The organism is Pseudomonas fluvialis (assembly GCF_014207935.1).
GTDB classification, from domain to species: domain Bacteria; phylum Pseudomonadota; class Gammaproteobacteria; order Pseudomonadales; family Pseudomonadaceae; genus Aquipseudomonas; species Aquipseudomonas fluvialis_A.
In genome coordinates this window covers 879,386-902,489 of the sequence record NZ_JACHLL010000001.1, presented here as the reverse complement: position 1 = coordinate 902,489, position 23,104 = coordinate 879,386, and the positions used below count along the sequence as shown (strand labels likewise).

The window sequence follows — 23,104 nt, the reverse complement described above, 5'->3', positions numbered from 1 at the left end:
CTTCCTGTTGCACCAGGACCTACCCGATGCAGGATTACAGCCGTACCCGCTTTCTCATCGTCGATGACTTCTCCGACTTCCGCAGCTCGGTCAAGGCCATGCTGCGCGACATCGGCGCCAAGGACGTGGATACCGCCGACCGCGGCGAAGACACCCTGGTGATGTGCCGCAACAAGCGCTACGACATCATCCTGCACGACTACAACCTGGGCTCCGGCAAGAATGGCCAGCAGGTGCTGGAGGAGCTGATCGCCGGCAAGCTGATCAGCCACCAGTGCATCTTCGTCATGGTTACCGCCGAGAGCAGCCAGGCCATGGTGCTCAGCGCCCTCGAACATGAGCCGGATGCCTACCTGACCAAGCCGTTCAACCGCGCCAGCCTGCTGCAGCGCCTGGACAAGCTGGTCGAGCGCAAGACCGCGCTCAAGCCCATCCTGCAGGCGCTGGACAAGGGTGAGCATGCCGCCGTGCTGGCTGCCTGCGACGAGCTGAGTCGTCAGGACAAGCGTTACGCCCCGCTGTGCCTACGCTACAAGGCCGGCGCCCTGCGCGAGCTGAGTCGTCACGACGAACTCGAACAGCTGCTGACCCAACTGCTTGCCGACCGCCCGCTGCCATGGGCCTACATGGCCCTGGGCAGCCTGCTGCACAGCCGCAACCAGCTGCAGCGTGCCCGCGAGGTGTATGAAAAGGGCCTGCAACAGTTCGCCATGCTGCCCGGTCTGTACGATGGCCTGGCCGCCGTACTGGAGGCACTGGGCGAGGAAAAGAAGGCGCAGCACCTGCTGGAAGAGGCGATCAAGCTGTCGCCACTGGCCATTCGCCGACAGATGCACCTGGGCAAGCTGGCCATGGCCAACGAAGACTTCGAGGTGGCCTCCAAGGCCTACCGGCATGCCGTCGAACAGGGCCGCACCTCGCGCTTCAAGAACCCGGAGAATTACCTCGGCCTCAGCCAGGCGCTGACCGCCCAGGCGGGTGACGGCAGCCTGGACAAACGCGTGCAGCAGGAGATCGGCCAGACCCTCGGCGAGCTGGAAAAGACCTACAGCGACAACCCGGCGGTGCAGGTACGCGCGCGCCTGGCTCATGCCCAGAGCCTGGTGAAGTCCGGTGATGCGGCGCAGGCGAAAAAGCTCACCGAGGAGGCCATGGCGCGCATGACCGACCTGCCACAGTTTTTCTCCGCCGAGGTGGCCCTGCAGGTGGCCGGTCAGCTGCGTGACCTGGGTCAGCCGGGCGCCGGCGACGAGCTGCTGAAGAACTGCGTGGAAATCTACGGTGACGACCCGGCGGTGCTGCAGAAGGTGGCCGGGCAAACCAGCGATCCGGCCATTCTCGGCGGCGGCAAGGAGGCGGTGGAACTCAACCGCCAGGGCGTGCGCTGCTACCAGCAGGGCCAGCACGACGAGGCGCTGGCGCTGTTCCGCCGGGCTCTGCTGCTGCAGCCGAAGAACATCAGTATCGCCCTCAATACCGCCCAGTCATTGCTGCGTCTGGCTACTGGTCAGGGCAGCGAGGCATTGCTGGGCGAGTGCCGTGCCTGCCTGGATGCGGTGCGCATGATCCCCGATACGGACCCGCGCCAGGAACGCTACCAGCAACTGCGTCAGCGGGCGTTCGGTGCATGAGCGAGTCACGCGAGGGGCTGGATTTCTCCACGGTGATCGCCTCCACCGTGCACGACATGAAGAACTCCCTGGCCATGCTGACCCAGACCCACAACCAGTGGATCCGCCAGATGCCCGAGGCCCTGCTGCACACCCGTGAGCACGGCGTCATCGAATACGAGTTCGCCCGCCTCAACGGCATGCTGGTGCAGCTGCTTGGCCTGTACAAACTGGGGGTCAACCAGCTGCCGCTGCAGCCGGCCTACCTGGAGGTCGAGGACTTTCTCGAGGAACAGATCGCCCGGCATTTCGAGGTCCTGCAGAGTAGGCACATCGAGGCGCGTTGTGAGGTCGAGGAGTTCGGCCTGATGGGTGTGTTCGACCACAACCTGATCGGCTCGGTGGTGGCCAACATCATCACCAACTCGATCCGCTATGCCCGCCAGCAACTGTTGCTGCGCGCCTGGGAAGAGCAGGGCACGCTGGTGCTGTCGGTCTGCGACGACGGCGAGGGCTACCCCGAGGCCATGCTGGCCAAACAGTCCGACTATGTCCTGGGCATCAACCACAGCACCGGCAGCACCGGCCTGGGCCTGTACTTCTCCGGGCGCATCGCCGAGCTGCACGAGCGCAATGGCGTGCGCGGGCATATCGAGATCAGCAACGGCGGGCCGCTGGGCGGCGGCGAGTTTCGTATCTACCTGCCCTGAGTCTGCGCATCCTTGGTTGGGCTTCGTCGCTTTGCTCCTCAACCCAACCTACGGTTCGCTGAACGTCGCACCACGTGGTGCATTGTTCAGCCCGCGGCCGGTTCTTCACGCCGCGGCTGGGCCAGAGCGAAGTAGTAGATCACCACGCCCAGCACCATCACTCCAAGTACCCCGGCGCCAACAAACAGGCTCTGATAGCCGAACCACTTGGCCAGCAAGCCGCTGCTGGCGCCGACCAGGCCGGCGAGAATGAGCTGGGCGCTGGCCTGCAGGGTGAAGTCGGCGCCTTCGTGCTCGGCACGGCATTGGCGCATCATCACGGCAAACAGGGCGACGGTGGACATGCCGTCGGCCACTTGCTCGAACAGCGCGAGGGGGTATACCGCCCAGGCGCTGGCGCCATGGCTGGCCAGCACGGCCAGGCTGCAGATGCCGGCGGCCTGCAGGGCGCCGAACAGCAGCAGTGACTTCAGGGCGCCTAGACGCGCATAGAGCAGGCCGCCGAGCAGGGCGCCGCCGATGCCGGCGAGGCTGCTGATCAGGGTCAGCTGGCCGAGTTCGGCATTGCTCCAGCCGTGGTCCACCAGCATCGGCTTGATCATCGGCGAACCCAGCGCATCGCCGAGCTTGAAGGTCAACACCACCGCCAGCCAGGCGAGCATGCCCGGCTGCGCCAGCAGGCCGCGGTAGTGGGCCAGCAGCAGGCGCGGGCCGAAGGCCTGCTCTGCCCGGGCTGGCTGGAAGGGCAGTTGCGTGCGTTCGTCGAAACGCCAGATGGGCAGGGTGAGGGCGGCGAGGATCAGTGCCAGCAGCGCCAGGCTGAGGTTCCAGCCGAGGCCGTCGGCCACCAGCAGCAGGCCGCTGCCGCTGAGCAGCATGCCGACCTTGTAGCCGCCCACCTGCAGGCTGTTGCCCAGGCCGCGCCAGCGTTCGGGCAGCAGGCGCACGGTGAGACCGTCGGTGGCGACGTCCTGAGTGGCGGCGGCAAGGTTCACCACCAGCAGCACGCCGATCAGCAGCACGAACTGGCTGCTGAACAGCCGGTCCGGATCAAGCAGGGCCAGGCCGGCCAGACACAGCACCACCAGCCCCTGCAATGGCAGGATCCAGCCACGGTGATGACCGAGACGGGGCGAGGCCATGCGGTCGACCCAGGGCGCCCACAGCACCTTGAGCAGCCAGGGCAGGGCGAGCAGCTTGAGCAGGCCGATCCAGGCCAGGTCGACGCCCTGCTGGCGCAGCAGGCTGGGCAGCGAATGGGCGATCAGCCCGGAAGGCAGGCCCTGGGCGCAGTACAGCGCAGCCAGCAGGATCAGGGTGGCGTTGGCGGGGCGTGCGGCGTTGGGCATGGCGGGCTCGTCCGTGGCGATGGCGCGACAGTAGCCGGCGCCATCGCCACGGGCAAGACGGTTCAGCGTGGTGCGGGCAGGGCAATCTGGGCGAATGGCACAGGCAGCTTCAGCTCGCCATCGGCCGGCAGATTGGCGCGGGTGGTCCGTACCATGCCCTGGATGTCCTGCAGGCGCAGGCCCTGGGGCTGGCGCGGGTCGTTGCCGAAGAAGTCTTCCCAGTGGCCCAGAATGGCCAGGCGCGGCTGCAGGCGCTTGAGCAACACATCCGGGTAGGCCGGCACCTGCTGCCAGGAGCCGACGCAGAGGATGGCCACGTCCACCGCCTTGGTGTCATCCAGTTGTGGTGGCAGGCCCTGCGGTGGGGTGCTGGCCGAATCCTGATAGTGCAGGCGATAGACCGGACGGCCCTGTTCATCGAGCAGGTCGACCAGCCAGGACAGCGTCTGGCCCTCCTTCCATGCCCACACCGACTTGGGCAGTGCGGTCAGGTCCTGGTCATAGCTGCCGCCGAGGAACTTGATGCCGAAGATGTGCGGCGCATGCATGCTCTTGATCGGCATGGCGCGGATGCGCTTCTCCGGGGAATAGAACCACTGGCCGGGCTTGGCGCCATCGGCCATCACGCGCTCGGCATCGACAATGCGCTCGCGTGGCAGCACGGCCGCCATGATGTGGCCCATGGTCTTGGAGCCATATACCTTGGCTTTGGGCGCATGTTTTTCGAGGATGCGCGGCACGTCCATCAAGTGGTCGTAGTGGGCATGGCCGACCAGCAGCATGCTGACGTCATCGGCTTTGGGCATCAGTTCGTCGATCTTGGCGTTGTCGGCCTGTACCACCAGCGGCGGCTGGCCCAGGGTGGCGGGGTTGCTGAACGAGGGAGCAAACAGCAGGGCTTCGTCCTGCCAGCGCAGCAGATAGCCGCCCACCCCGAGGTACTGCAGGCTCGGCGGGGCAACCTGGCGCTCCTGCCACAGCGGCAGGCCGGCCGGATTTTGTGCACAGCCGGCAAGGGCGATCAGCAGGGACAGCAGCATTCCACGCAGCATGAGGAGCATTCCTTGGAAAGAGGGCAGAGGACTACGCTACTGGAATAGTCCACGTCCGTCGCCGAACCTGCGGTTGGCGCGCAATTGCCGTAAAATCGCCCACCTTCCGAGCGTCAACCGAGTAACCAGCATGTCCGCCCCGTTCAAACCCGAATTGCTTTCCCCTGCCGGCACCCTGCGCAACATGCGCTATGCCTTCGCCTATGGCGCTGACGCGGTGTATGCCGGTCAGCCGCGCTACAGTCTGCGGGTGCGCAACAACGAGTTCGACCACGCCAACCTGGCGCTGGGGATCAACGAGGCGCATGCCCAGGGCAAGCAGTTCTACGTGGTGGTCAACATCGCTCCGCACAACGCCAAGCTGAAGACCTTCATCAAGGATCTGGAGCCGGTGGTGGCGATGGGGCCGGATGCGCTGATCATGTCCGACCCGGGGCTGATCATGATGGTGCGCGAGCACTTCCCGCACATGCACATCCACCTGTCAGTGCAGGCCAACGCGGTGAACTGGGCCAGCGTCGAGTTCTGGCGCCGCCAGGGCCTGACCCGCGCCATTCTTTCGCGCGAACTGTCGCTGGAAGAGATCGGCGAGATCCGCGAAAAGGTGCCGGGCATGGAGCTGGAGGTGTTCGTCCACGGCGCGCTGTGCATGGCCTATTCCGGCCGCTGTCTGCTGTCGGGCTACATCAACAAGCGCGACCCCAACCAGGGCACCTGCACCAACGCCTGCCGCTGGGAATACAAGACCCACGAGGCCAAGGAAAACGAAGTCGGCGACATCGTGCATGTCTACGAGCCGATTGCCGTGCAGGCGGCCGAGCCGACCCTGGGCGTGGGCGCGCCGACCAAGGAAGTGTTCCTCCTCGAGGACAGCAGCCGTCCGGGCGAGTACATGTCCGCCTACGAGGACGAGCACGGCACCTACATCATGAACTCCAAGGACCTGCGTGCCGTACAGCACGTCGAGCGCCTGGTGCAGATGGGCGTGCACTCGCTGAAGATCGAGGGCCGCACCAAGAGCCACTACTACTGTGCGCGCACCGCACAGGTGTACCGCAAGGCCATCGATGATGCGGTGGCCGGCCGGCCGTTCGACATGAGCCTGATGGACACCCTCGAATCCCTGGCTCACCGTGGCTACACCGAGGGCTTCCTGCGCCGTCACGTGCACGACGAGTACCAGAATTATGAGCGCGGCAACTCCGTCTCCGAGCGCCAGCAGTTCGTCGGCGAGCTGACCGGTGAGCGTCGCGGCGCCCTGGCCGAGGTCAAGGTGAAGAACCGCTTCGCCGTGGGCGACCGCCTGGAACTGATGACCCCGCAGGGCAACGTGCATTTCACCCTTGATGCCATGGAGAAGGGCAACGGCGAGCGTACCGACCTGGCGCCGGGCGATGGCCACACCCTCTACCTGCCGCTGCCAGAGGACATCGATCTGAACTACGCCCTGCTGATGCGCCATCTGGACAACGGCAGCACCACCCGCGGCTGAAGCTGCGTTTCAGCGCCGGGGCGCGCTGCGCCCCTAGGGTTTGCGCCGAAACGGCAACAGACCCTAGCTGCCCTTCCCGTTGTTCCCTGTGCAGGCACCGGGCGCGCTGATGCGTGCGGCGAGTAGTAGTACTTGCCGGTTGCCGTCATACCCGCCTCGCTCGAAATGCGTATTTACGCGCCTTGCCGCTGACGGGCCCGGTTGCGTCGATTAGGCTCGAACCTGACCGCACGCCCCGAGTGCCCGCTCCCATAACAAGAATCCAGCCCGCCCAGGTGAGCCCGCCAGCGCATGGCCAATGGCGCGCGGCGGTGCCGATGGCGCGGGCCACGCGCGACCTCCGGGGTATGTTTTCTCATTCAGCCAGGGCAAGCAGGAAGGAATCCAGATGAAACAGCTTTCGCCGATGGACTCGCACTTCTTCTATTTCGAGACGCCCAACCAGCCGATGGTCATCGGCAGCCTCTGGCTGTGTGACCAGAATGCCGCGCCCAACGGCATTGTCCGTCACAAGGAAATCCTTCAGTACATCGGTGACCGCCTGAACACCACGCCGATGTTCCGCCGCCGCCTGGCGCAGGCCCCGCTGCGCCTGGACGATCCCTACTGGCTGGAGGACGAAAGCTTCGACCTCGAATACCACGTGCGCCATGTCGGCCTGCCGCAACCGGGAGACTGGCGCCAGTTGTGCATCTTCACCGCGCGCACCATGTCGCGGACCCTGGACATGGATCGGGCGCCCTGGGAGATCTACATCATCGAGGGGCTGAACAACGTCAAGGGCATCCCGCAGAACAGCTTCGCTGTGCTCATCCGTTTCCACCATGCCTATGCCGACGGCAAGTCCGCTCTCGAACTGAGTACCGCGCTGATGGAGGACACCCCGCAGCACGAGTTCGGCAAGCGCAGCAACGTCGAGTACGTCGAGCGCACGCCCACGCCGCTGGAAATGTGGGCGCGGACCACGCCGCGCCTGTTCAATCAGTCGCTGCGCAGCCTGAAGGCCGGCGTCAACGTGGCCCGGAAGGGGGCGCAACTGCTCGCCCACATGCGTGGCGACTCCCGCCCCGAGCAGAGGCGCGTGCCGCAGAGCATCTTCAACGCGGCCGTCACGCCGCACCGCGCCTATGGCGGGCACGTCTGGCCGCTCAAGGATCTCAAGCGCATCCGCCAGCTGCACAGGGACGTTTCGCTCAACGACATCATCATCAGCATCATCGCCGGCGGGCTGCGCCGCTACCTGATCAGCCATGGCAAGCTGCCGGCCGATGGCTCGCTGGTGTCCCTGTGCCCGGTGTCACTGCGTGCGGAAGAGGCGCGCAAGGATGGCGGTAACCTGATCTCGGCCATGTACATAGCCATCGGCACCGACATCGAAGACCCTGTCACCCGTCTGGAGGCCGTTCACCGACGCACCCTGCGCGGCATCCCGCTGGCCAAGGAAGTGCTCTACGGCCTGAGTAACTCCGCCGGCGAGCTGTTCCCACCCTACCTGCGCTCGCTGGCGACCTGGGTGCAGACCAAGACGCGCTTCTACAGCAAGATTCCGCTGATCAACACCATCATCACCAACGTGCCCGGCATCCCCGGCATGGTGCCGCGCTACTTTGCCGGCGCGCCCATTCTTTCGGTCTTTCCGGTGGTGCCGGTGGCCGACGGCATGGCCATCAGCCATGGCATCACCGGCATCTACGACAACCTCAACCTAGGCGTGCTGGCCGACCGCAGCGTGATGCCCGACATGGATCACTACATCGCCTGCATCGAGGCCTCTACCGAGCAGTACCTGGCGCTGGCGACGCAGCATGAGGCCCGGCTTGCCGAGCAGCGCGCGGCCGCTGCCTCAGCCGATCAGGCCGAGGCCGGCCCTGCAGCGGTGGCGCTCCGGCGCAGCCGCAAGGGTGCGTCAGAACAGGCCGCGGCTGAACGCGGCTGAACACACGGGGCTCAGCCCCAGGGCGGAACAGCGGAGGTACTAATGATGGTATTGGCACGCCTGCAATCCCGGCAGTTGCTCAAGAAGATGGATGCCGCGCAAAGCTACGGCGAATGGTCGGAACAGGCTGCGGCCTACGACCAGGAAAATGGCCTGGGCGACTGGAAGAGCGCGGATGCCTCGAAGAGCTACGACTACCGATCGATTCGCCAGCGTCTGGATCTGATCCGCGACCTGCGCTTTCGCCAGGATTACCAACAGCTGCTCTTCACCCTCAACGAGGGCATTCACGGCAATGTCGGCGGCATGGGCAAACCGGCCCTGTACAACAAGGCCAAGCTGGGCACCAAGAACCTCATCCACCAGTTCGTCCGCGAGGTTTGTGGGGCTCTGCACGATATCGACGAAGTCGACGAGTCGATCATTTCGCTGCAGGAGAAGGAGGATTTCTTCATCCGTGCCGGTCACTGCTTCGGACGCTCGGCCCTGATGCTCAGTGGCGGCGCCGTGCTCGGTTTCTTCCATGCCGGCGTGGTCAAGGCCCTCTTCGAACAGGGGTTGTTGCCGGACATCATCTCCGGCTCCAGCGCTGGCTCGATCATCGCCGCCACTGCCTGCACCCACACCGACGAGGAGCTGTCGCAGCGCCTGAGCATCGACAATCTGCACCATGAGGTCGAGCAGACCTCGTCGATCCGGCCACGGCTGTCGCCTTTTGTCAGCCGCAACCAGCCGATGGACGCCAGCAACCTGCGCGCCTATCTGGAGAAGATCATTCCCGATCTGACCTTTCAGGAGGCCTACGCGCTGACCGGGCGCAAGCTCAACATCACGGTCACCGGTTTGGCGCCGGAGCAGGCGCCGCGCCTGCTCAACGCCATCACCTCGCCTAATGTGCTGATCCGTCCGGCGGTCATGGCCTCCTGTGCGATCTATGGCATCTACCCGCCGGTGACCCTGCAGTGCCGCAATGCCAAGGGTGAAGCCGTGCCCTACCTGCCGGATCTGCGCTGGATCGACGGCTCCTTCGTCGACGACCTGCCTGCCAAGCGCCTGACTCGCCTGTACGGGGTCAATCACTTCATCGCCAGCATGACCAACCCGGCGGCACTGGCCATCACCCCTGATCCGGATGCGCCGGGCAATGTGCTGCGCCAGGCGTTCAACTACCAGAGCCGGATCGTCAAAAACGTCACCACCGAGATGCTCAAGATCAGCCGCGATACCCTGCGCTTCAAGTCACCGGCGCTGAACCTGATCCAGCACCTGAGTTACGGCGTGCTGGCGCAGGACTACACCGCCGACATCAACATCTTCCTGCGCAACCGCTGGAGCCATCCGCTGCGCCTGCTTGCCCCGCCATCGCGGCAGGTCATGCTGCGGTTGATCCGTGAGGGCGAGCTGGCCACCTGGGAGCGGATCGAGATGGTGCGCAACTGTACGGCCATCAGCCGAACGCTGGACGAAATCCTCCAGCGCAGGGGCTGGGAGCAGTAGCGCGGGTCGCTCTGCGCTCCCGGGAAAACAGTTGGTGGCTGACTCGGGCAGTACAGTGGCTTATTCGTGGCGACTGCTGCGCTACTGTTTCAGTCGGCTGTCTCTGCCGCGTCGCTCGCCGCGGCCCGATCATGGCACTCCATAGCCCGCGCTTTCGCGCAAGGAGATCGCCATGTCGCGCAGCCTGCCGCACACCCTGCCAGCCAGCCGCCCGTCCCTGCTTAGCCCCGGCTGGCCGCTGCGCCTGCTGGCCCGTCTGCTGCACTGGCAGCAGAACATCCGCACCCGCCGCCAACTGGCCCAGCTCGATCCTCGCCTGCTGGGCGATGCCGGCATCGACCTGGCCGCGCGTGCGGAGGAGTTGCGCAAGCCCTTCTGGCGCGACTGAGACTCAGACTTCTTCGGCGGCAAACTGCAGCTGCAGTCTTTCTGGCAGGCGTTCGCGCAGGGCTTCGCCGCTCTGCGCCAGCAGGCCCGGCAGTACGGCCTTGAGGGTGGTGGGCTTGAGCGCGGCGCAGACTTCGGCCTGGCGCTGCACGGTGAGGCCGGCCAGCACCTGCTGGGAAATCTCCGGGTTGTTGTCGCGCACGGCGGCATCGGCCAGCTTGCTGAGGAAGGCCGCGGAGAAGGTGCGCAGGCTTTCGATGATCAGTGGCAGGTTGGTGATATGGCGGGCGATCTGCAGCACATGGTCGGGTTCCAGGCCGAAGATCAGGTTGCGCAGTCGCGCCGGTGGCAGGCATTCGGCGAACTGGGCGGCCGTCTGGTAGAGGTGCTGGATGCACAGCTCGCGGGCCACGGCCAGGTGCAGGCTGTCCGGCAAGGCCAGGTAGGTATCGAGAATCCAGGCCGGTTGCAGGTGGCTGATGACCTGGGCGACAAAGGCGCTGGGCAGCTCCGGCACCAGGTCCTTGAGTTGCCCCGGCGGCATGTGCGGGGCGAGCAGGGCGGCGTTCTGCGCACCCAGTTGCTGCACCACGGCGGCCTTGACCGCCAGCGGGGCCATGCCCTGGGAAGCCAGGACAAGTTTCAGACGCAGCGGCAACGCTGGCGGTTTGGACATGACGCACTCCTCAATCGCAATGAACGAGCAGTCCGTCAGGTATCGCCGCTACAGCACCGCCACCTGCTCCTCAAGAAGCTTGGCGAAGGCGGTGGCGGTCACCGCAGGACTGATCAGGTATCCCTGCACCTCGTCGCAGCGCTGGCTTTTCAGGTACTCCAGCTGCGCTTCGGTTTCCACACCCTCGGCCACCACCTGCAGTTCCAGGCTATGGGCCATGGCGATGATCGCCCGGGTAATCGCGGCGTCTTCGCTGCCCACCGACAGGTCGCGGATGAACGACTGGTCGATCTTCACGTAGTCCACCGGGAAGCGCTTGAGGTAGCTGAGCGAGGAGTAGCCGGTGCCGAAGTCGTCGATCGACAGCTTCACGCCCAGCGTGCGCAGCTGATGGAAGGTGGTGATGACGTTCTCCACGTTATCCAGCAGTTGCGACTCGGTCAGCTCCAGCTCCAGCAGGCGGGCCGGCAGTTCGGTTTCGTCGAGCACCTGACGCACCAGACTGGTCAGGTTGCCCTGGCGTAGCTGGTGCATCGACAGGTTGACCGACACGCGGATATCCGCCTGCCCGCCTCGCTGCCACTCGCGCGCCTGGCGACAGGCCTCGCGCAGCACGAACTCGCCGATGGCGCCGATCAGTCCGGTTTCCTCGGCCAGACCGATGAAGTCCGCCGGTGGTACCAGGCCGAGCTGTGGGTGCTGCCAGCGCACCAGCGCCTCGGCGGCATTGATGCTGTCGTCAGCCAGGCACAGCTTGGGCTGGTAGTACACTTCCAGTTGCCCCTCGCCGATCGCCTTGCGCAGCTGGTTCTCCAGTTGCAGCCGCTCCAGGGTGCAGGCCTGCAGGTTATCGGTGAAGAACTGGAAGGTGTTCCCCCCCAAATGTTTGGCGTGCTGCATGGCCATGTTGGCCTGACTGATCAGTGCGCTGATTTCGCGGGCGTTGTCCGGCATCAGACTGATACCGAGGGAAGCACTGATCACCAGTTCGTGGCCGCCGACTTCCATCGGCGTGCGCAGCTTGGCCAGCAGGCGGCTGGCGATACGCGCCAGGCTGGAGAGGCTGCCGTAGTCGTCGAGCACCACGGCGAATTCGTCGGAGGACAGGCGCGCGAGGGTGTCTGCCTCGGGGATGGCCTGGGTCAGACGCCGGCTCATCTGCCGCAGCAGCTGGTCGGCCACTTCATGGCCGAGGCTGTCATTGAGCAGCTTGAAGCGGTCCAGGTCGATGTGCAGCAGGGCCAGGCTCTGCCCGTTCTGGCGCACGCGCTGGGCGGCTTCATGCAGGCGCTCCTTGAACAGGGTGCGGTTGGCCAGGCCGGTCAGCTCGTCGTAGTGCGACAGGTAGCGCAGGCGCTCCTCGGCTTCGCGGCGGGCCGAAAGGTCGGCGAAGAAACCGACGATATGGCTGATGGCCCCACGCGAGTCGCGCACCACGTCAAGGCGCAACCACTGTGGGTATAGCTCGCCGTTCTTGCGTGTTTCGATCAGTTCGCCCTGCCAGTGCGAGTGGTTTTCCAGCTCCTGGCGGATCAGTTCGTATTGGCGGCGCGCCTCGCGGCTGCTGACCAGGGTGGTCACGCTCTGCTCCAGCACTTCGTCCTGGCGGTAGCCGGTGACGCGGGTGAAGGCGTCGTTGACCGAGAGGAAGCGGTAGTCGGCGTCGAGGATGACGATGCCCTCGCTGGCGGCCTCGAATACCGTGGCGGCCAGTTGCTGCTGTTCCTGCAGGCGCTTGCGCAGGCTGATGTCGCGGCGCGTGCCGATCATGCGGATCACCGCGCCATTGGCGTCACGCTCCACCGCGCGGCCACGGTCCTCGATCCAGATCCAGCGGCCGTCGGCGTGGCGGAAGCGGTATTCCACCGCATAGCCTTCGCTGTCGCCCTTGAGGTGGGCGACCAGGGCGCGCTTGAGCAGGCCGGTATCATCCGGGTGCAGGCGCGGCTTGAGGTCGGTGAGCACGGCGCGAACCTGGTCCTGGCCGAGGCCGAACAGTTCCTGCAGATTGCTGTGGTGGACTTCGTCAGTGACCAGGTTCCAGTCCCACAGGCCCAGGTGGCTGGCCTCCAGGGCGAGGGACAGGCGTGCCTCGCTCTTGCTCAGTTCGTGGGTGGTTTCATCCAGCTCCAGGGTGCGCTCGGCCACGCGCATTTCCAGCTGGTCGTGGGCCTGGCGCAGGCCGCGTTCGGCGCGCCGGCGCTGCTCCACTTCGCGCGCCAGCTCCAGGTTCAGCCCTTCGGCCTGCTGGCGGGCGTGCTCTAGGTTGTCGATCAGCGCCTGGTTCTGGAAGCGCCGCAGCAGGCTGTGCTGCACCAGGCGGCTGATCTGCCAGGCCACCACAATCACTGCCAGGCTGAGGATCAGGCTGAGCACGCCCCAGCCACGCAGCAGCTCGGCGTCGCTGTTGAGCAGGTAGACGATCGAGGGCATCAGGCAGGGCAGGGCGAAGGCCAGGAAGGCGCGCAGGCTCACTGCATAGGCCACGCAGGCGGAGAGCACGGCGGCGGCGATCAGTCCGTAGACCAGCGCCTGCTGCAGGTAGGCCTGGCTGGGCACCAGCATGATCACGGCGAAGGCCAGGGTGGCCCCGGATACCATGGCGCCCAGGTGGAAGTTGCGGCGCCAGTGCGGTGCGGCCTGCTGCGAAGGCAGCGCGTCCTTGAACGAGGCCACCTGTACCAGGCGCAGCACGGCCAGCAGCACCAGCCACAGCAGCCAGCCGCCGAGCAGCCAGGCGTCGGCTGAATTCCACAGCAGCCAGGAACAGGCCAGGCCGTTGAGCAGCATGAACAGGGTGGGAATCTGTGAGCCCTGGTAGAGCAGGCGGGTGCGCTCAAGGGCGAGATCGGTGGCGAAATGCTCACGCACCGCTTGGGTTTCAAGCGGATTGGGCGCAGTGACTGCAGCGCTGGGTGTGGCAGACATAGGCGGTATTCTTATAGTGGTTGCCTAGAGCGTCGACGGAGAATACCCGAGCTAGACGCGTTGCCAAAGAATTAAGTCCACCCCGTGACAAGCGATCACCCATCTTTTGATGGGCTAAAGCCTGATTGTTTTACTCAGCCGACCAGCTGCAGTTTCTTCCGCGGCAGCGCCGCGCGGCGCATCCGCGTAGAATGCCGGCCCATGCGCGACGATATCTCCTACCTGCTGAACTCTCTCAATGACGCCCAACGCCAGGCTGTGGCGGCTCCGCTCGGCCGCCAGCTGGTGCTGGCCGGCGCCGGTTCGGGCAAGACCCGTGTGCTGGTGCACCGCATCGCCTGGCTGATCCAGGTCGAGGGCGCCTCCCCGCACAGCGTGCTGTCGGTCACTTTCACCAACAAGGCCGCGGCCGAGATGCGCCAGCGCATCGAACAGATGCTCGGCATGAGCCCGCAGGGCATGTGGGTGGGCACCTTCCACGGCCTGGCCCATCGCCTGCTGCGGGCGCACTGGCAGGAAGCCAAGCTGCCGGAAAGCTTCCAGATTCTCGATTCTGACGACCAGCAGCGCCTGGTCAAGCGAGTGATCCGCGAGCTGGGCCTGGATGAGCAGCGCTGGCCGGCGCGCCAGGCTCAGTGGTTCATCAACGGGCAGAAGGACGAAGGTCTGCGCCCGCACAATATCCAGGCCTCGGGCGATCACTTCCTCGCCACCATGGTCAGCATCTACGCCGCCTACGAGGCCGCCTGCGCCCGCGCCGGTGTGGTCGATTTTGCCGAGCTGCTGCTGCGCTCGCTGGAGCTGTGGCGCGACAACCCCGGCCTGCTCGAACACTACCAGCGGCGCTTCCGCCACATCCTGGTGGACGAGTTCCAGGACACCAACGCCGTGCAGTACGCCTGGCTGAAGTTCCTCGCCACCGGTGGCGACAGCCTGATGGTGGTGGGCGACGACGACCAGTCGATCTACGGCTGGCGCGGCGCGCGGATCGAGAATATCCAGCGCTTCGCCGATGACTTCGCGCCGGTGGAAACCATCCGCCTGGAACAGAACTACCGCTCCACCGCCGGCATCCTCAAGGCCGCCAACGCGGTGATCGCCAACAACAGCGAGCGCCTGGGCAAGGAGCTGTGGACCGAGGGTGGCGACGGTGAGCCGATCGGCCTGTACGCCGCCTTCAACGAGCATGACGAAGCCCGCTACGTGGTCGAATCAATCGAGGACGCCCTGCGCAAGGACGGTCTCAAGCGCAGCGAGATCGCCATCCTCTACCGCTCCAACGCGCAATCGCGCGTGCTTGAAGAAGCGCTGCTGCGCGAGAAGATTCCCTACCGCATCTACGGTGGCCAGCGCTTCTTCGAGCGCGCCGAGATCAAGAACGCCATGGCTTACCTGCGCCTGATCCGCCTGCGCGACGACGACGCGGCGCTGGAGCGGGTGATCAACGTGCCGGCCCGTGGCATCGGCGAGAAGACAGTTGAAGGTCTGCGCGAAGCTGCCCGCGCCTCCGGCACCTCCATGTGGCGGGCGCTGCAACAACTGGTGGCGACCAAGGCCGTTTCCGGCCGTGCGGCCAGTGCCTTGGGCGCCTTCGCCGAGCTGATCGAGAATCTGGCGGCCAAGGTGCAGGACTTCCCCCTGCACCTGATGACCCAGACGGTGATCGAGCAGACCGGGCTGATCACCTTCCACAAGGAAGAGAAGGGCGAGAAGGGCCAGGCGCGGGTGGAAAACCTGCAGGAATTGGTCAGCGCCGCCCGTGCCTTCGAGTTCGATGACGATGCGGTGTCGCCGCTGGCGGCCTTCCTCGACCATGCCGCGCTGGAATCCGGCGATACCCAGGCCGAGGAGTTCGAGGACAGCGTGCAGCTGATGACCCTGCACAGCGCCAAGGGCCTGGAGTTCCCGCTGGTATTCCTGGTCGGCATGGAGGAGGGGCTGTTCCCGCACAAGATGAGCCTGGAGGAGTCCGGTCGTCTGGAGGAGGAGCGCCGTCTGGCCTACGTCGGCATCACCCGCGCCATGCACAAGCTGGTGATGACCTACGCCGAGACCCGTCGTCTGTACGGCAGCGAGACCTACAACAAGGTGTCGCGTTTCGTCCGCGAGATTCCCTCGGCGCTGATCCACGAAGTGCGTCTGTCCAACAGCCTCAGCCGTCCCTACGGCGGTGGGCGCAACATGGCTGGCAGCTCGATGTTCGCTGGCGCCGAAGTGCCGGACACCGGCTTCAGCCTCGGCCAGCGCGTGCATCACCCGCTGTTCGGCGAGGGCGTGATTCTCAACTTCGAAGGTTCCGCCGCCCAGGCGCGGGTGCAGGTCAACTTTGACGGCGAAGGCAGCAAGTGGCTGATGCTGGCCTACGCCAAGCTGGAAGCCCTGTAGCGGTCCTGCTCATCCGACTGGCGTTCGTCGACCGGGCCGGCAACACTGTGGCTCTTGAGGATTTGCGGGAGCACGGCCATGCGCTGGGAACGGGGACGACGCAGTGACAATGTGGTGGATGCCCGTGGTGGCGGCCGCTTCGGCGGCGGCAAGCGCCTGAGCCTGGGCGGCGTGGCGGTGGTCGTGGTGGTGGGTTTGCTGATGGGCCAGGACCCGCTGCAGATACTCGGCAACCTGGCCAACCAGGCGCTGCAGGCCCCGCCTTCCAGCGCGCCATCTCAGCGCCCTGCTGCAGATGATCCGCAGCGCGAGTTCGTCCGCGCCGTGCTGGGTGATACCGAGGACACCTGGCACGCTCTGTTCCAGTCCGCCGGCAAGGCCTACCAGGAACCCAAACTGGTGCTGTTCGAGGGCGGCGTGCGCTCGGCCTGCGGCTTTGCCGATGCCGCCGTAGGGCCGTTCTACTGCCCGGGCGATCGGCAGGTCTATCTCGACCTGGGCTTCTTCCGCGAACTGGAAACCCGCTTCGCCGCCGCCGGCGACTTTGCCCAGGCCTATGTGATCGCCCATGAGGTCGGCCATCACGTGCAGACGCTGCTCGGCGTCTCGGCCAGAATCAGTGCTGCCCGCCAGCGTGGCGAGCGTCTGGAAGGCGACAACGGCCTGCTGGTGCGCCAGGAGCTGCAGGCCGACTGCCTGGCCGGGGTCTGGGCGCACCACGCCCAGCGGCGTCTGCAGTGGCTGGAACCGGGTGATCTGGAGGAGGCGCTGAACGCCGCCAATGCCATCGGCGATGACCACCTGCAACGCCAGGCCCGTGGTCAGGTGCGGCCGGACGCCTTTACCCACGGCACCTCGGCGCAACGGGTGCGCTGGTTCCGCAGCGGTTTCGACTCGGGTCTGCCCGGCCGCTGCGATACCTTCAAGGCGCGCCAGCTGTAAGGGCATAAATCCGGAAACATTCTCTTGCTGGCCCTGACGGTCCCCGACCGGCATCATGCGCGCGTGGATTTCCTATCAAGAGTGCCGACCATGCAACGCTTTCTCAGCCTCGCCCTGGCCCTGTGCCTGGGTCTGACCCTCAGCCTCGATGCCAGCGCCAAGCGCCTGGGCGGCGGCAAGAGCTTCGGCAGTGCGCCGAGCCACCAGACCACCCAGATGAACAAGCAGCAGGCCGCCCCGGCGCCAGCTGCTGGCACTGCAGCCGCTGCTGCCCGTCCGGCCAGTGGCGCTTCGCGCTGGCTCGGCCCGCTGGCCGGTATCGCCGCTGGTGGCCTGCTCGCCTCGATGTTCATGGGTGATGGCTTCGAAGGCATGCAGATCTTCGACATCCTGATCTTCGGCCTGATCGCCTTCGTCATCTTCAAGCTGATCGCTTCCCGTCGCCGCCAGGCCCAGCCGGCCATGGCTGGTGGTGCGCCTTATGCCCGCGAAAGTGCCCCGGGCGCGCCGATCTTCGGCGGCGCCAGCGTGGCGCGTGCGCCGCTGCAAACGCCGGCCTGGTTCAATCAGGCGCGTTTCATCGAGCAGGGCCGCGAGCACTTCCTCGCCCTGCAGCAGCACTGGGACGCCAACGAGATGGACAAGATCGCCGAGTTCTTCACCCCGCAGATGACCGCCTTCCTGACCCAGGAGCGCGCCAATCTGGGTGACGGCTTCCAGTCCACCTATATCGATAACCTGGACGTGCAGCTGGACGGTCTGGACGATCAGGCCGACAAGACCATCGCCACCCTGACCTTCAGCGGTTTGGCCAAGACCTCGCGTTTCGACCAGGGCGAAGCGTTCAGCGAAAGCTGGCGTCTGGAACGCGCTCAGGGCGACAATCAGCCATGGCTTGTAGCCGGTATTCGCCAGAACGGCTGAGAACCTGCCTACGACTGCTGCGCGTCGGCGATACCGCGTTAAAAACAGCCTCAGAATGCTCATTTACCACACGTAAACTGCGCTTCTTCGGATGTTTTTGCCTTGTCTCGCTCTAGCTCGCGAGATCGTGAACAGGTTCTACGTTTGACTCCCCCACGAAGAACCCGGGCTTGTCCCGGGTTTTTCGTTTCTGCTCTCTGCTAGAGTCAAACGCTCTGCCACTCCACCACACGAGGACTGCACGATGATCGGATACGCAATGGTCGGCACCGCCGATCTGGACAAGGCCAAGGCGTTCTACGGCGCACTGTTCGCCGAGATGGGCGGCAAGCTGGTGATGGATGTCGGCCGCGCCGCGTTCTACGGCACCGGTATGGGCCAGCCGATGTTCGGCGTGTGCACGCCGTACGACAAGCAGGCGCCCAGTGCCGGCAACGGCAACATGATCGCCCTGGTCGGCGGCTCCCGCGAGGGCGTGGACAAGCTCTACGCCAAGGCCATCAGCCTGGGCGCCAGCGATGAGGGCGCGCCGGGCGAGCGCATGCCGGGCTTCTACGCCGGTTACTTCCGCGATCTGGATGGCAACAAGCTGGCCTTCTTCCACATGGGCTAACCCACGTTGGGTGGGTGCCTGAGTGTGCACGCCCGCCTTCTCCGGATGCCCATGCGCAGACTGTTTCTCGATACCGAATTTACCTCCCTCAGCCGGCACCGGCGCCTGATCAGTCTGGCGCTGGTCGACCCGTCGGGCCCCGAGTGCTACGTGGAACTCGGTGAAGGCTGGGCGCTGGAGGATTGCTCCGAGTTTGTCGTGCAGATCGTCCTGCCGCAGCTCGATCTGCCTGCTCGCGGGATGTCGCGGGAAGAGGCGCGCACCGCGTTGCTGCGCTTTCTCGATGGCGATGCCGAGGTGGAAATCATCAGCGATGCCCTGGCCTGGGACTGGCCGCTGCTGCTGGAGCTGCTCGCCCCGGCGCCGCTGCCGCCCGGCATCGTCAGCCGTGAAATTCGCGGCCTGCTGGCCGGGCTGGAGGAATCGCAGGTTCCCCACCATGCGCTGCTTGACGCGCGGCTGATGGCTGAGCAATACGCCCTGCGTGGCTGATCCCCTGTAAGGCCCACTCTGCAAACAAAGCGTCACCAAGTCGTCGCTTTCGCCCGTTAGCGTCAAGGTTCCTGCAACCCACCTTCTGCAAGGAGCCAACCGTGTCCCATGATGAGAACAACGCCGTGCTGTTCGGCAGCGGCGACGAAGCACCGAGCAACCACTCGCACAATCCGCACTTCAACGAGCTGGTCGACGCCCGTCGTCGGCAGATCCTCGCCGGTGGCGCCGCGCTCGGCGTGCTGGGTTTTCTCGGCGTCGGCCTGCCGGGCGAGAGCCAGGCCGGTGAGCGCCATCTGCCACCGTTCGGTCGTCGCAACCGCCTGCCGTTCACTGCCGTGGCGGTCGGCCGCGCAGACGGTATCAGCGTGCCGGCCGGTTACCGTGCCACGCCGTTCATTCCATGGGGCACACCGATTACCGGTGGCTACCCGGCGTTCCTCGAGGATGCCAGCAACAGCGCTCAGGATCAGGCCGAGCAGATCGGCATGCACCATGACGGCATGCACTTCTTCCCCATCGATGCCCAATACGGCGCCGGCCTGAACTCACGGCACGGCCTGCTGGTGCTCAACCACGAGTACATCGATGCGCCGCTGCTGCACCCCAACGGCCCGACTGTGGTCGACGGCAAGCGGGTGAGTGCCGAGCAAGTGCGCAAGGAGATCAATGCCCATGGCGTGTCCGTGGTCGAGATCCGCCGCGATGTGCGCGGCGAATGGCAGGTGCAGCCCAGCGCCCGCAACCGCCGCATCACCGCCGCCACGCCGATGCAGATGAGCGGCCCGGCACGCGGTCACGCGCTGCTGCGCACCCGCTACAGCCCGGAAGGCACCGCCAGCCGTGGCACGCAGAACAACTGCGCCAGCGGCTTCACACCCTGGGGTACCTACGTGACCTGCGAGGAAAACTGGGCCGGTTACTTCGCCAGCCGCGACAGCGACCTGCCGCGCGAACTCAAGCGCTATGGCCTGCGCAGCAGCAGCCGCTTCGGCTGGGACACCCTGAGCGGCGACGAATTCGAGCGCTTCGATGCCACGCGCAAGGGGGCCGATGCCCGCGCCGACTACCGCAACGAGCCCAACCATTTCGGCTGGATCGTCGAGATCGACCCGTTCGATCCGGACTCGGTGCCGGTCAAGCGCAGCGCCCTCGGCCGCTTCGCCCACGAAGGCCTGGTGTTTGCCAAGCCGCGCGCCGGCAAACCGGTGGTCTGCTATTCCGGCGACGATGCGCAGAACGAATACATCTACAAATACGTCAGCCGGGGCAAATACCGTCCCGGCCGCAGCGATGGCCGCCTGCTGGACGACGGCGTGCTCTACGCGGCGCGGTTCAATGCCGATGGCAGCGGCGACTGGCTGGCGCTGGACCTGCAGGATGCGGCGTTCCAGCAGGCCTGTGCGGCCGCCGGGGTCAGCTTCGCCGATCAGGGCGAGGTGCTGATCAACACCCGTCTGGCCGCCGACATTGCCGGTGCAACCAAGATGGACCGCCCGGAGTGGGGCGCGGTGCACCCGGACAGCAACGAGGTGTACTTCACCCTGACCAACAACAGCGCGCGGACCACGGCCGATGCCGCCAACCCGCGGGTGAAGAATGCCTACGGCCATATCATCCGCTGGCGTGAAGAGCGCCGCGACAACAGCGGTGTGCGTTTTGCCTGGGACCTGTTCCTGCTGGCCGGCCCGGAGAGCGACAGCCGTGGGCCGAATGGCCAGGCGCTGGGCGCCGACAACATGCTCGCCAGCCCGGATGGTCTGTGGTTCGACGAGGATGGCCGGCTGTGGATTCAGACCGACATGAGTGGCAGTCAGCTGGCCAGTGGCCCGTTCGGCAACAACCAGATGCTGGTGGCCGACCCGCATACGGGAGATATGAAACGCTTCCTGGTCGGCCCGCTGGGCGCCGAGATCACCGGCATTACCGCCACCCCGGACTTCCGCACGCTGTTCATCAACGTGCAGCACCCCGGTGAAGGATCGACGGCCAACAACCTGCTCAGCACCTGGCCGGACGGCCCGGGCAAGCGCCCGCGTTCGGCCACGGTGATCATCACCCGCGAAGACCGCAAACGCCTGCTGTAAGAGTCTGTTCAGCGGCCGTCTGCGGTTATCCCCGGGAGCACTGGATGGCTCTGTGGATAAGCGCTGGACAGCTGGCTACACCCCAGACGCCCCGCGGCTTCCCGCGGGGCGTTTGTTTTTTGAGCAATATCAGAGGGTTAGCCTGTGAGTTAAACACAGCAGCTGTGCGCCAGCCTGTGCATAAGCTTGGGGTAGTTGTGCACAGGCCACGGTTGGCGGGGCGTGCAGAAGGTTGCACAAAAAACGCTCAGCGGGGTTTCACCTGCTCCAGTCCGTTGAGCAGTGTCTGGCTGTGTCGGAACCAGTTGAGCAGGTAGTCCACCAGCGCCTCGGCCCGCCGTGGCAGGCGACCCTGCCAGGGATGCACCAGAAAAACCGGTGTCTGCTGTGTCCGGTAGTCGCGCAGCAACCAGACCAGCTCTCCGGCGGCCAGCTCCTGATGCAGCATGTAGGAGGGCAGGCGGGCGATGCCGGCGTGGTTGAGCGTGGCCTTCTTCAACAGGCTGTAGTGGTTGCTGGCCAGATGGCCGTTGACCCGGATGCGCTCTACGTCGTGTTGCCGGTGGTATAGCCACTCCTCATAGCCACTGTAATGGCTGTTGAGCAGGCAGTTGTGGCCGGCCAGCGCCTGCGGATCGGCCGGCTCACCGTGTTGCGCCAGGTAGGTTGGCGTCGCGCAGGTGATTTCCTCCATGGAAAACAGCGGGCGGGCCACCAGGCGCTCATCCAGATTGCGCCCCGAGCGGATCGCCAGATCGAAACCGTCACGCAGCAGGTCACGGTAGCCGTTGAACAGATCCAGTTCGATGCGGATTCCCGGGTACTGCCGGCAGAACTCCAGCAGCAGGCCGTCGAAAAAGGTTTCCCCAAGCGACACCGGCACACTCAGGCGCAGGGTGCCGCTGGGCTGATCCTGCACCTCGGCAATGCGCTGCAGGGCGAGCTGCCCCTGACGGGCCAGCGCCTGAGCCTCGGGCAGCAGCGCCTGCCCTGCGGCGGTCAGATGCAGCCGGCGTGTGGTGCGGTGCAGCAGGCGCGTGCCGAGCTGTTGCTCAAGCGAGCTGATGCGCTTGGATAACTGGCCCTTGCTGCAGCCCAACCCTTCGGCGGCAGCGGTAAAGCTGCCAACTTCGATCAGGCGGGCAAAGGCGACGAGGTCATCGAGGCTGGGCATGATTGTTTCCATATGGAAACCAAAGGTTCGTGATTGGCTGGATTATCTGTGCAAAGCCCGACTCTACACTGGCCTTGTCAGTCCTCACCAGCGTACGGAGTCAGTGTCATGAAGATTGTTCTTATCGGTGCCAGCGGCACCCTGGGCCAGGCCATCGATGCGGCATTGAGCGAGCGTCACCAGATCATCCGGGTTGGCCGGCAGAGCGGCGACCTGCATGTCGATATTACCGACAGCGGCTCGATTCGTCGGCTGTTCGAGCAGGTTGGGCAGTTTGATGCGCTGGTCAGTGCGGCCGGCAATCTGCACTTCGGGGCGCTCGCGGAAATGAGCGAGGCGGAGTATCTGATCGGGCTGCGCGACAAGCTGATGGGCCAGGTCAATCTGGTGCTGATCGGCCGTGAGTTCATCACGGACGGAGGCTCCTTCACCCTGACCTCGGGCATCCTCAGCGACGATCCAATTCGTTTTGGCAGCTCGGCCAGCATGGTCAATGCGGCGATTGACGGCTTTGTCCGTGGGGCGGCCATCGAGTTGCCGCGGGGTCTGCGCGTGAACAGTGTCAGCCCGACCGTGGTCACTGAGTCGATGCCGGGCTATGCCCCGTATTTCCGTGGCTTCAAGCCGATTCCGGCGGCCGAGGCGGCGCTGGGTTATGTGCGCAGTGTGGAAGGTGCGCAGACCGGGCAGGTTTACCCAATGCGCTGATGCCGAGTGTTACCCCCAGCAGGCGTGGATGGCCCTGTGGATAAGCTGTCCATGCCTGTGGCCAGCCCAGAGGTGCCGCAGGGTCCCGTCGTCTGTTGTTTTTTTGAACGATTTCAGCAGCTTGCCGAATAGTTAAACACAC

18 protein-coding genes are annotated in these 23,104 nt (G+C 65.4%); 13 read left to right on the top strand and 5 right to left on the bottom strand.

What is annotated here, in order from left to right; all coding sequences use genetic code 11:
- Positions 1–26 precede the first annotated feature (26 nt).
- The gene (locus tag HNP49_RS04150) at positions 27–1,631 is read left to right on the top strand and encodes a tetratricopeptide repeat-containing response regulator (protein ID WP_184680838.1); all 1,605 of its coding nucleotides are present in this window, start codon (positions 27–29) and stop codon (positions 1,629–1,631) included.
- The gene (locus HNP49_RS04145) at positions 1,628–2,320 is read left to right on the top strand and encodes a sensor histidine kinase KdpD (RefSeq protein WP_184680836.1); all 693 of its coding nucleotides are present in this window, start codon (positions 1,628–1,630) and stop codon (positions 2,318–2,320) included. The genes HNP49_RS04150 and HNP49_RS04145 overlap by 4 nt, the downstream gene beginning before the upstream one ends.
- 86 nt (positions 2,321–2,406) lie before the next feature.
- On the opposite strand, the gene HNP49_RS04140 is transcribed toward HNP49_RS04145, so the two are convergent.
- Both HNP49_RS04140 and HNP49_RS04135 read right to left on the bottom strand, forming a co-directional pair.
- The gene (locus tag HNP49_RS04140) at positions 2,407–3,669 is read right to left on the bottom strand and encodes an MFS transporter (protein WP_184680834.1); all 1,263 of its coding nucleotides are present in this window, start codon (positions 3,667–3,669) and stop codon (positions 2,407–2,409) included.
- Between the two features lie 62 nt (positions 3,670–3,731).
- A complete protein-coding gene (locus HNP49_RS04135) occupies positions 3,732–4,721 on the bottom strand; it encodes an MBL fold metallo-hydrolase (RefSeq protein WP_184680832.1) in 990 nt (329 codons plus the stop codon).
- A gap of 130 nt (positions 4,722–4,851) precedes the next feature.
- Here HNP49_RS04135 and yegQ point away from each other — a divergent pair, with 130 nt between their 5' ends.
- The 4 genes from yegQ to HNP49_RS04115 all read left to right on the top strand — a co-directional run bounded on the left by yegQ (position 4,852) and on the right by HNP49_RS04115 (position 10,034).
- Positions 4,852–6,213 (top strand): tRNA 5-hydroxyuridine modification protein YegQ, encoded by a 1,362-nt coding sequence (gene yegQ, locus HNP49_RS04130; RefSeq protein WP_184680830.1) that lies wholly within the window; start codon positions 4,852–4,854, stop codon positions 6,211–6,213.
- Between the two features lie 388 nt (positions 6,214–6,601).
- Entirely contained in the window at positions 6,602–8,149 is a 1,548-nt protein-coding gene (locus tag HNP49_RS04125; RefSeq protein WP_184680828.1) for a wax ester/triacylglycerol synthase family O-acyltransferase, read from the top strand.
- A gap of 42 nt (positions 8,150–8,191) precedes the next feature.
- Positions 8,192–9,646: a DUF3336 domain-containing protein gene (locus HNP49_RS04120; protein ID WP_184680826.1), complete on the top strand. Its 1,455-nt coding sequence runs from the start codon at positions 8,192–8,194 to the stop codon at positions 9,644–9,646.
- A 172-nt stretch (positions 9,647–9,818) separates the two neighbouring features.
- Complete coding sequence (locus tag HNP49_RS04115) at positions 9,819–10,034, top strand: DUF1127 domain-containing protein (RefSeq protein ID WP_184680823.1); 216 nt, start codon at positions 9,819–9,821, stop codon at positions 10,032–10,034.
- Positions 10,035–10,037: 3 nt separating this feature from the next.
- On the opposite strand, the gene HNP49_RS04110 is transcribed toward HNP49_RS04115, so the two are convergent.
- Together HNP49_RS04110 and HNP49_RS04105 are read right to left on the bottom strand one after the other, a co-directional pair.
- Positions 10,038–10,709 (bottom strand): hypothetical protein, encoded by a 672-nt coding sequence (locus HNP49_RS04110; RefSeq protein ID WP_184680821.1) that lies wholly within the window; start codon positions 10,707–10,709, stop codon positions 10,038–10,040.
- A 48-nt stretch (positions 10,710–10,757) separates the two neighbouring features.
- Complete coding sequence (locus HNP49_RS04105; RefSeq protein WP_184680819.1) at positions 10,758–13,637, bottom strand: bifunctional diguanylate cyclase/phosphodiesterase; 2,880 nt, start codon at positions 13,635–13,637, stop codon at positions 10,758–10,760.
- A 201-nt stretch (positions 13,638–13,838) separates the two neighbouring features.
- Here HNP49_RS04105 and uvrD point away from each other — a divergent pair, with 201 nt between their 5' ends.
- From uvrD to HNP49_RS04075, 6 genes are all read left to right on the top strand, one after another.
- The gene (uvrD, locus tag HNP49_RS04100; RefSeq protein WP_184680817.1) at positions 13,839–16,022 is read left to right on the top strand and encodes a DNA helicase II; all 2,184 of its coding nucleotides are present in this window, start codon (positions 13,839–13,841) and stop codon (positions 16,020–16,022) included.
- 78 nt (positions 16,023–16,100) lie between these two features.
- Entirely contained in the window at positions 16,101–16,964 is an 864-nt protein-coding gene (locus HNP49_RS04095; RefSeq protein ID WP_184680815.1) for a neutral zinc metallopeptidase, read from the top strand.
- A 90-nt stretch (positions 16,965–17,054) separates the two neighbouring features.
- Complete coding sequence (locus HNP49_RS04090; protein WP_184680814.1) at positions 17,055–17,888, top strand: Tim44 domain-containing protein; 834 nt, start codon at positions 17,055–17,057, stop codon at positions 17,886–17,888.
- A 244-nt stretch (positions 17,889–18,132) separates the two neighbouring features.
- Positions 18,133–18,501, top strand: coding sequence for a VOC family protein (locus HNP49_RS04085; protein ID WP_184680813.1), 369 nt, complete (start codon positions 18,133–18,135; stop codon positions 18,499–18,501).
- Between the two features lie 51 nt (positions 18,502–18,552).
- A complete protein-coding gene (locus tag HNP49_RS04080) occupies positions 18,553–18,993 on the top strand; it encodes a hypothetical protein (RefSeq protein WP_260407042.1) in 441 nt (146 codons plus the stop codon).
- A gap of 101 nt (positions 18,994–19,094) precedes the next feature.
- Positions 19,095–21,080 (top strand): PhoX family phosphatase, encoded by a 1,986-nt coding sequence (locus HNP49_RS04075; protein ID WP_184680811.1) that lies wholly within the window; start codon positions 19,095–19,097, stop codon positions 21,078–21,080.
- 247 nt (positions 21,081–21,327) lie between these two features.
- Here the strand turns inward: HNP49_RS04075 and HNP49_RS04070 are convergent, their stop codons facing one another.
- Complete coding sequence (locus tag HNP49_RS04070; protein ID WP_184680810.1) at positions 21,328–22,254, bottom strand: LysR family transcriptional regulator; 927 nt, start codon at positions 22,252–22,254, stop codon at positions 21,328–21,330.
- Between the two features lie 108 nt (positions 22,255–22,362).
- Between HNP49_RS04070 and HNP49_RS04065 the strand changes: the two genes are divergently transcribed.
- Complete coding sequence (locus tag HNP49_RS04065; RefSeq protein WP_184680809.1) at positions 22,363–22,962, top strand: short chain dehydrogenase; 600 nt, start codon at positions 22,363–22,365, stop codon at positions 22,960–22,962.
- The last annotated feature ends 142 nt before the right edge of the window (positions 22,963–23,104 follow it).

Bases quoted from the DNA above. Each gene is read 5' to 3' on its own strand.
- HNP49_RS04150 (WP_184680838.1), top strand. From the start codon at position 27: ATGCAGGATTACAGCCGTACCCGCTTTCTCATCGTCGATGACTTCTCC.
- HNP49_RS04145 (WP_184680836.1), top strand. From the start codon at position 1,628: ATGAGCGAGTCACGCGAGGGGCTGGATTTCTCCACGGTGATCGCCTCC.
- HNP49_RS04140 (WP_184680834.1), bottom strand. From the start codon at position 3,669: ATGCCCAACGCCGCACGCCCCGCCAACGCCACCCTGATCCTGCTGGCT.
- HNP49_RS04135 (WP_184680832.1), bottom strand. From the start codon at position 4,721: ATGCTGCGTGGAATGCTGCTGTCCCTGCTGATCGCCCTTGCCGGCTGT.
- yegQ (WP_184680830.1), top strand. From the start codon at position 4,852: ATGTCCGCCCCGTTCAAACCCGAATTGCTTTCCCCTGCCGGCACCCTG.
- HNP49_RS04125 (WP_184680828.1), top strand. From the start codon at position 6,602: ATGAAACAGCTTTCGCCGATGGACTCGCACTTCTTCTATTTCGAGACG.
- HNP49_RS04120 (WP_184680826.1), top strand. From the start codon at position 8,192: ATGATGGTATTGGCACGCCTGCAATCCCGGCAGTTGCTCAAGAAGATG.
- HNP49_RS04115 (WP_184680823.1), top strand. From the start codon at position 9,819: ATGTCGCGCAGCCTGCCGCACACCCTGCCAGCCAGCCGCCCGTCCCTG.
- HNP49_RS04110 (WP_184680821.1), bottom strand. From the start codon at position 10,709: ATGTCCAAACCGCCAGCGTTGCCGCTGCGTCTGAAACTTGTCCTGGCT.
- HNP49_RS04105 (WP_184680819.1), bottom strand. From the start codon at position 13,637: ATGTCTGCCACACCCAGCGCTGCAGTCACTGCGCCCAATCCGCTTGAA.
- uvrD (WP_184680817.1), top strand. From the start codon at position 13,839: ATGCGCGACGATATCTCCTACCTGCTGAACTCTCTCAATGACGCCCAA.
- HNP49_RS04095 (WP_184680815.1), top strand. From the start codon at position 16,101: ATGCGCTGGGAACGGGGACGACGCAGTGACAATGTGGTGGATGCCCGT.
- HNP49_RS04090 (WP_184680814.1), top strand. From the start codon at position 17,055: ATGCAACGCTTTCTCAGCCTCGCCCTGGCCCTGTGCCTGGGTCTGACC.
- HNP49_RS04085 (WP_184680813.1), top strand. From the start codon at position 18,133: ATGATCGGATACGCAATGGTCGGCACCGCCGATCTGGACAAGGCCAAG.
- HNP49_RS04080 (WP_260407042.1), top strand. From the start codon at position 18,553: ATGCGCAGACTGTTTCTCGATACCGAATTTACCTCCCTCAGCCGGCAC.
- HNP49_RS04070 (WP_184680810.1), bottom strand. From the start codon at position 22,254: ATGCCCAGCCTCGATGACCTCGTCGCCTTTGCCCGCCTGATCGAAGTT.
- HNP49_RS04065 (WP_184680809.1), top strand. From the start codon at position 22,363: ATGAAGATTGTTCTTATCGGTGCCAGCGGCACCCTGGGCCAGGCCATC.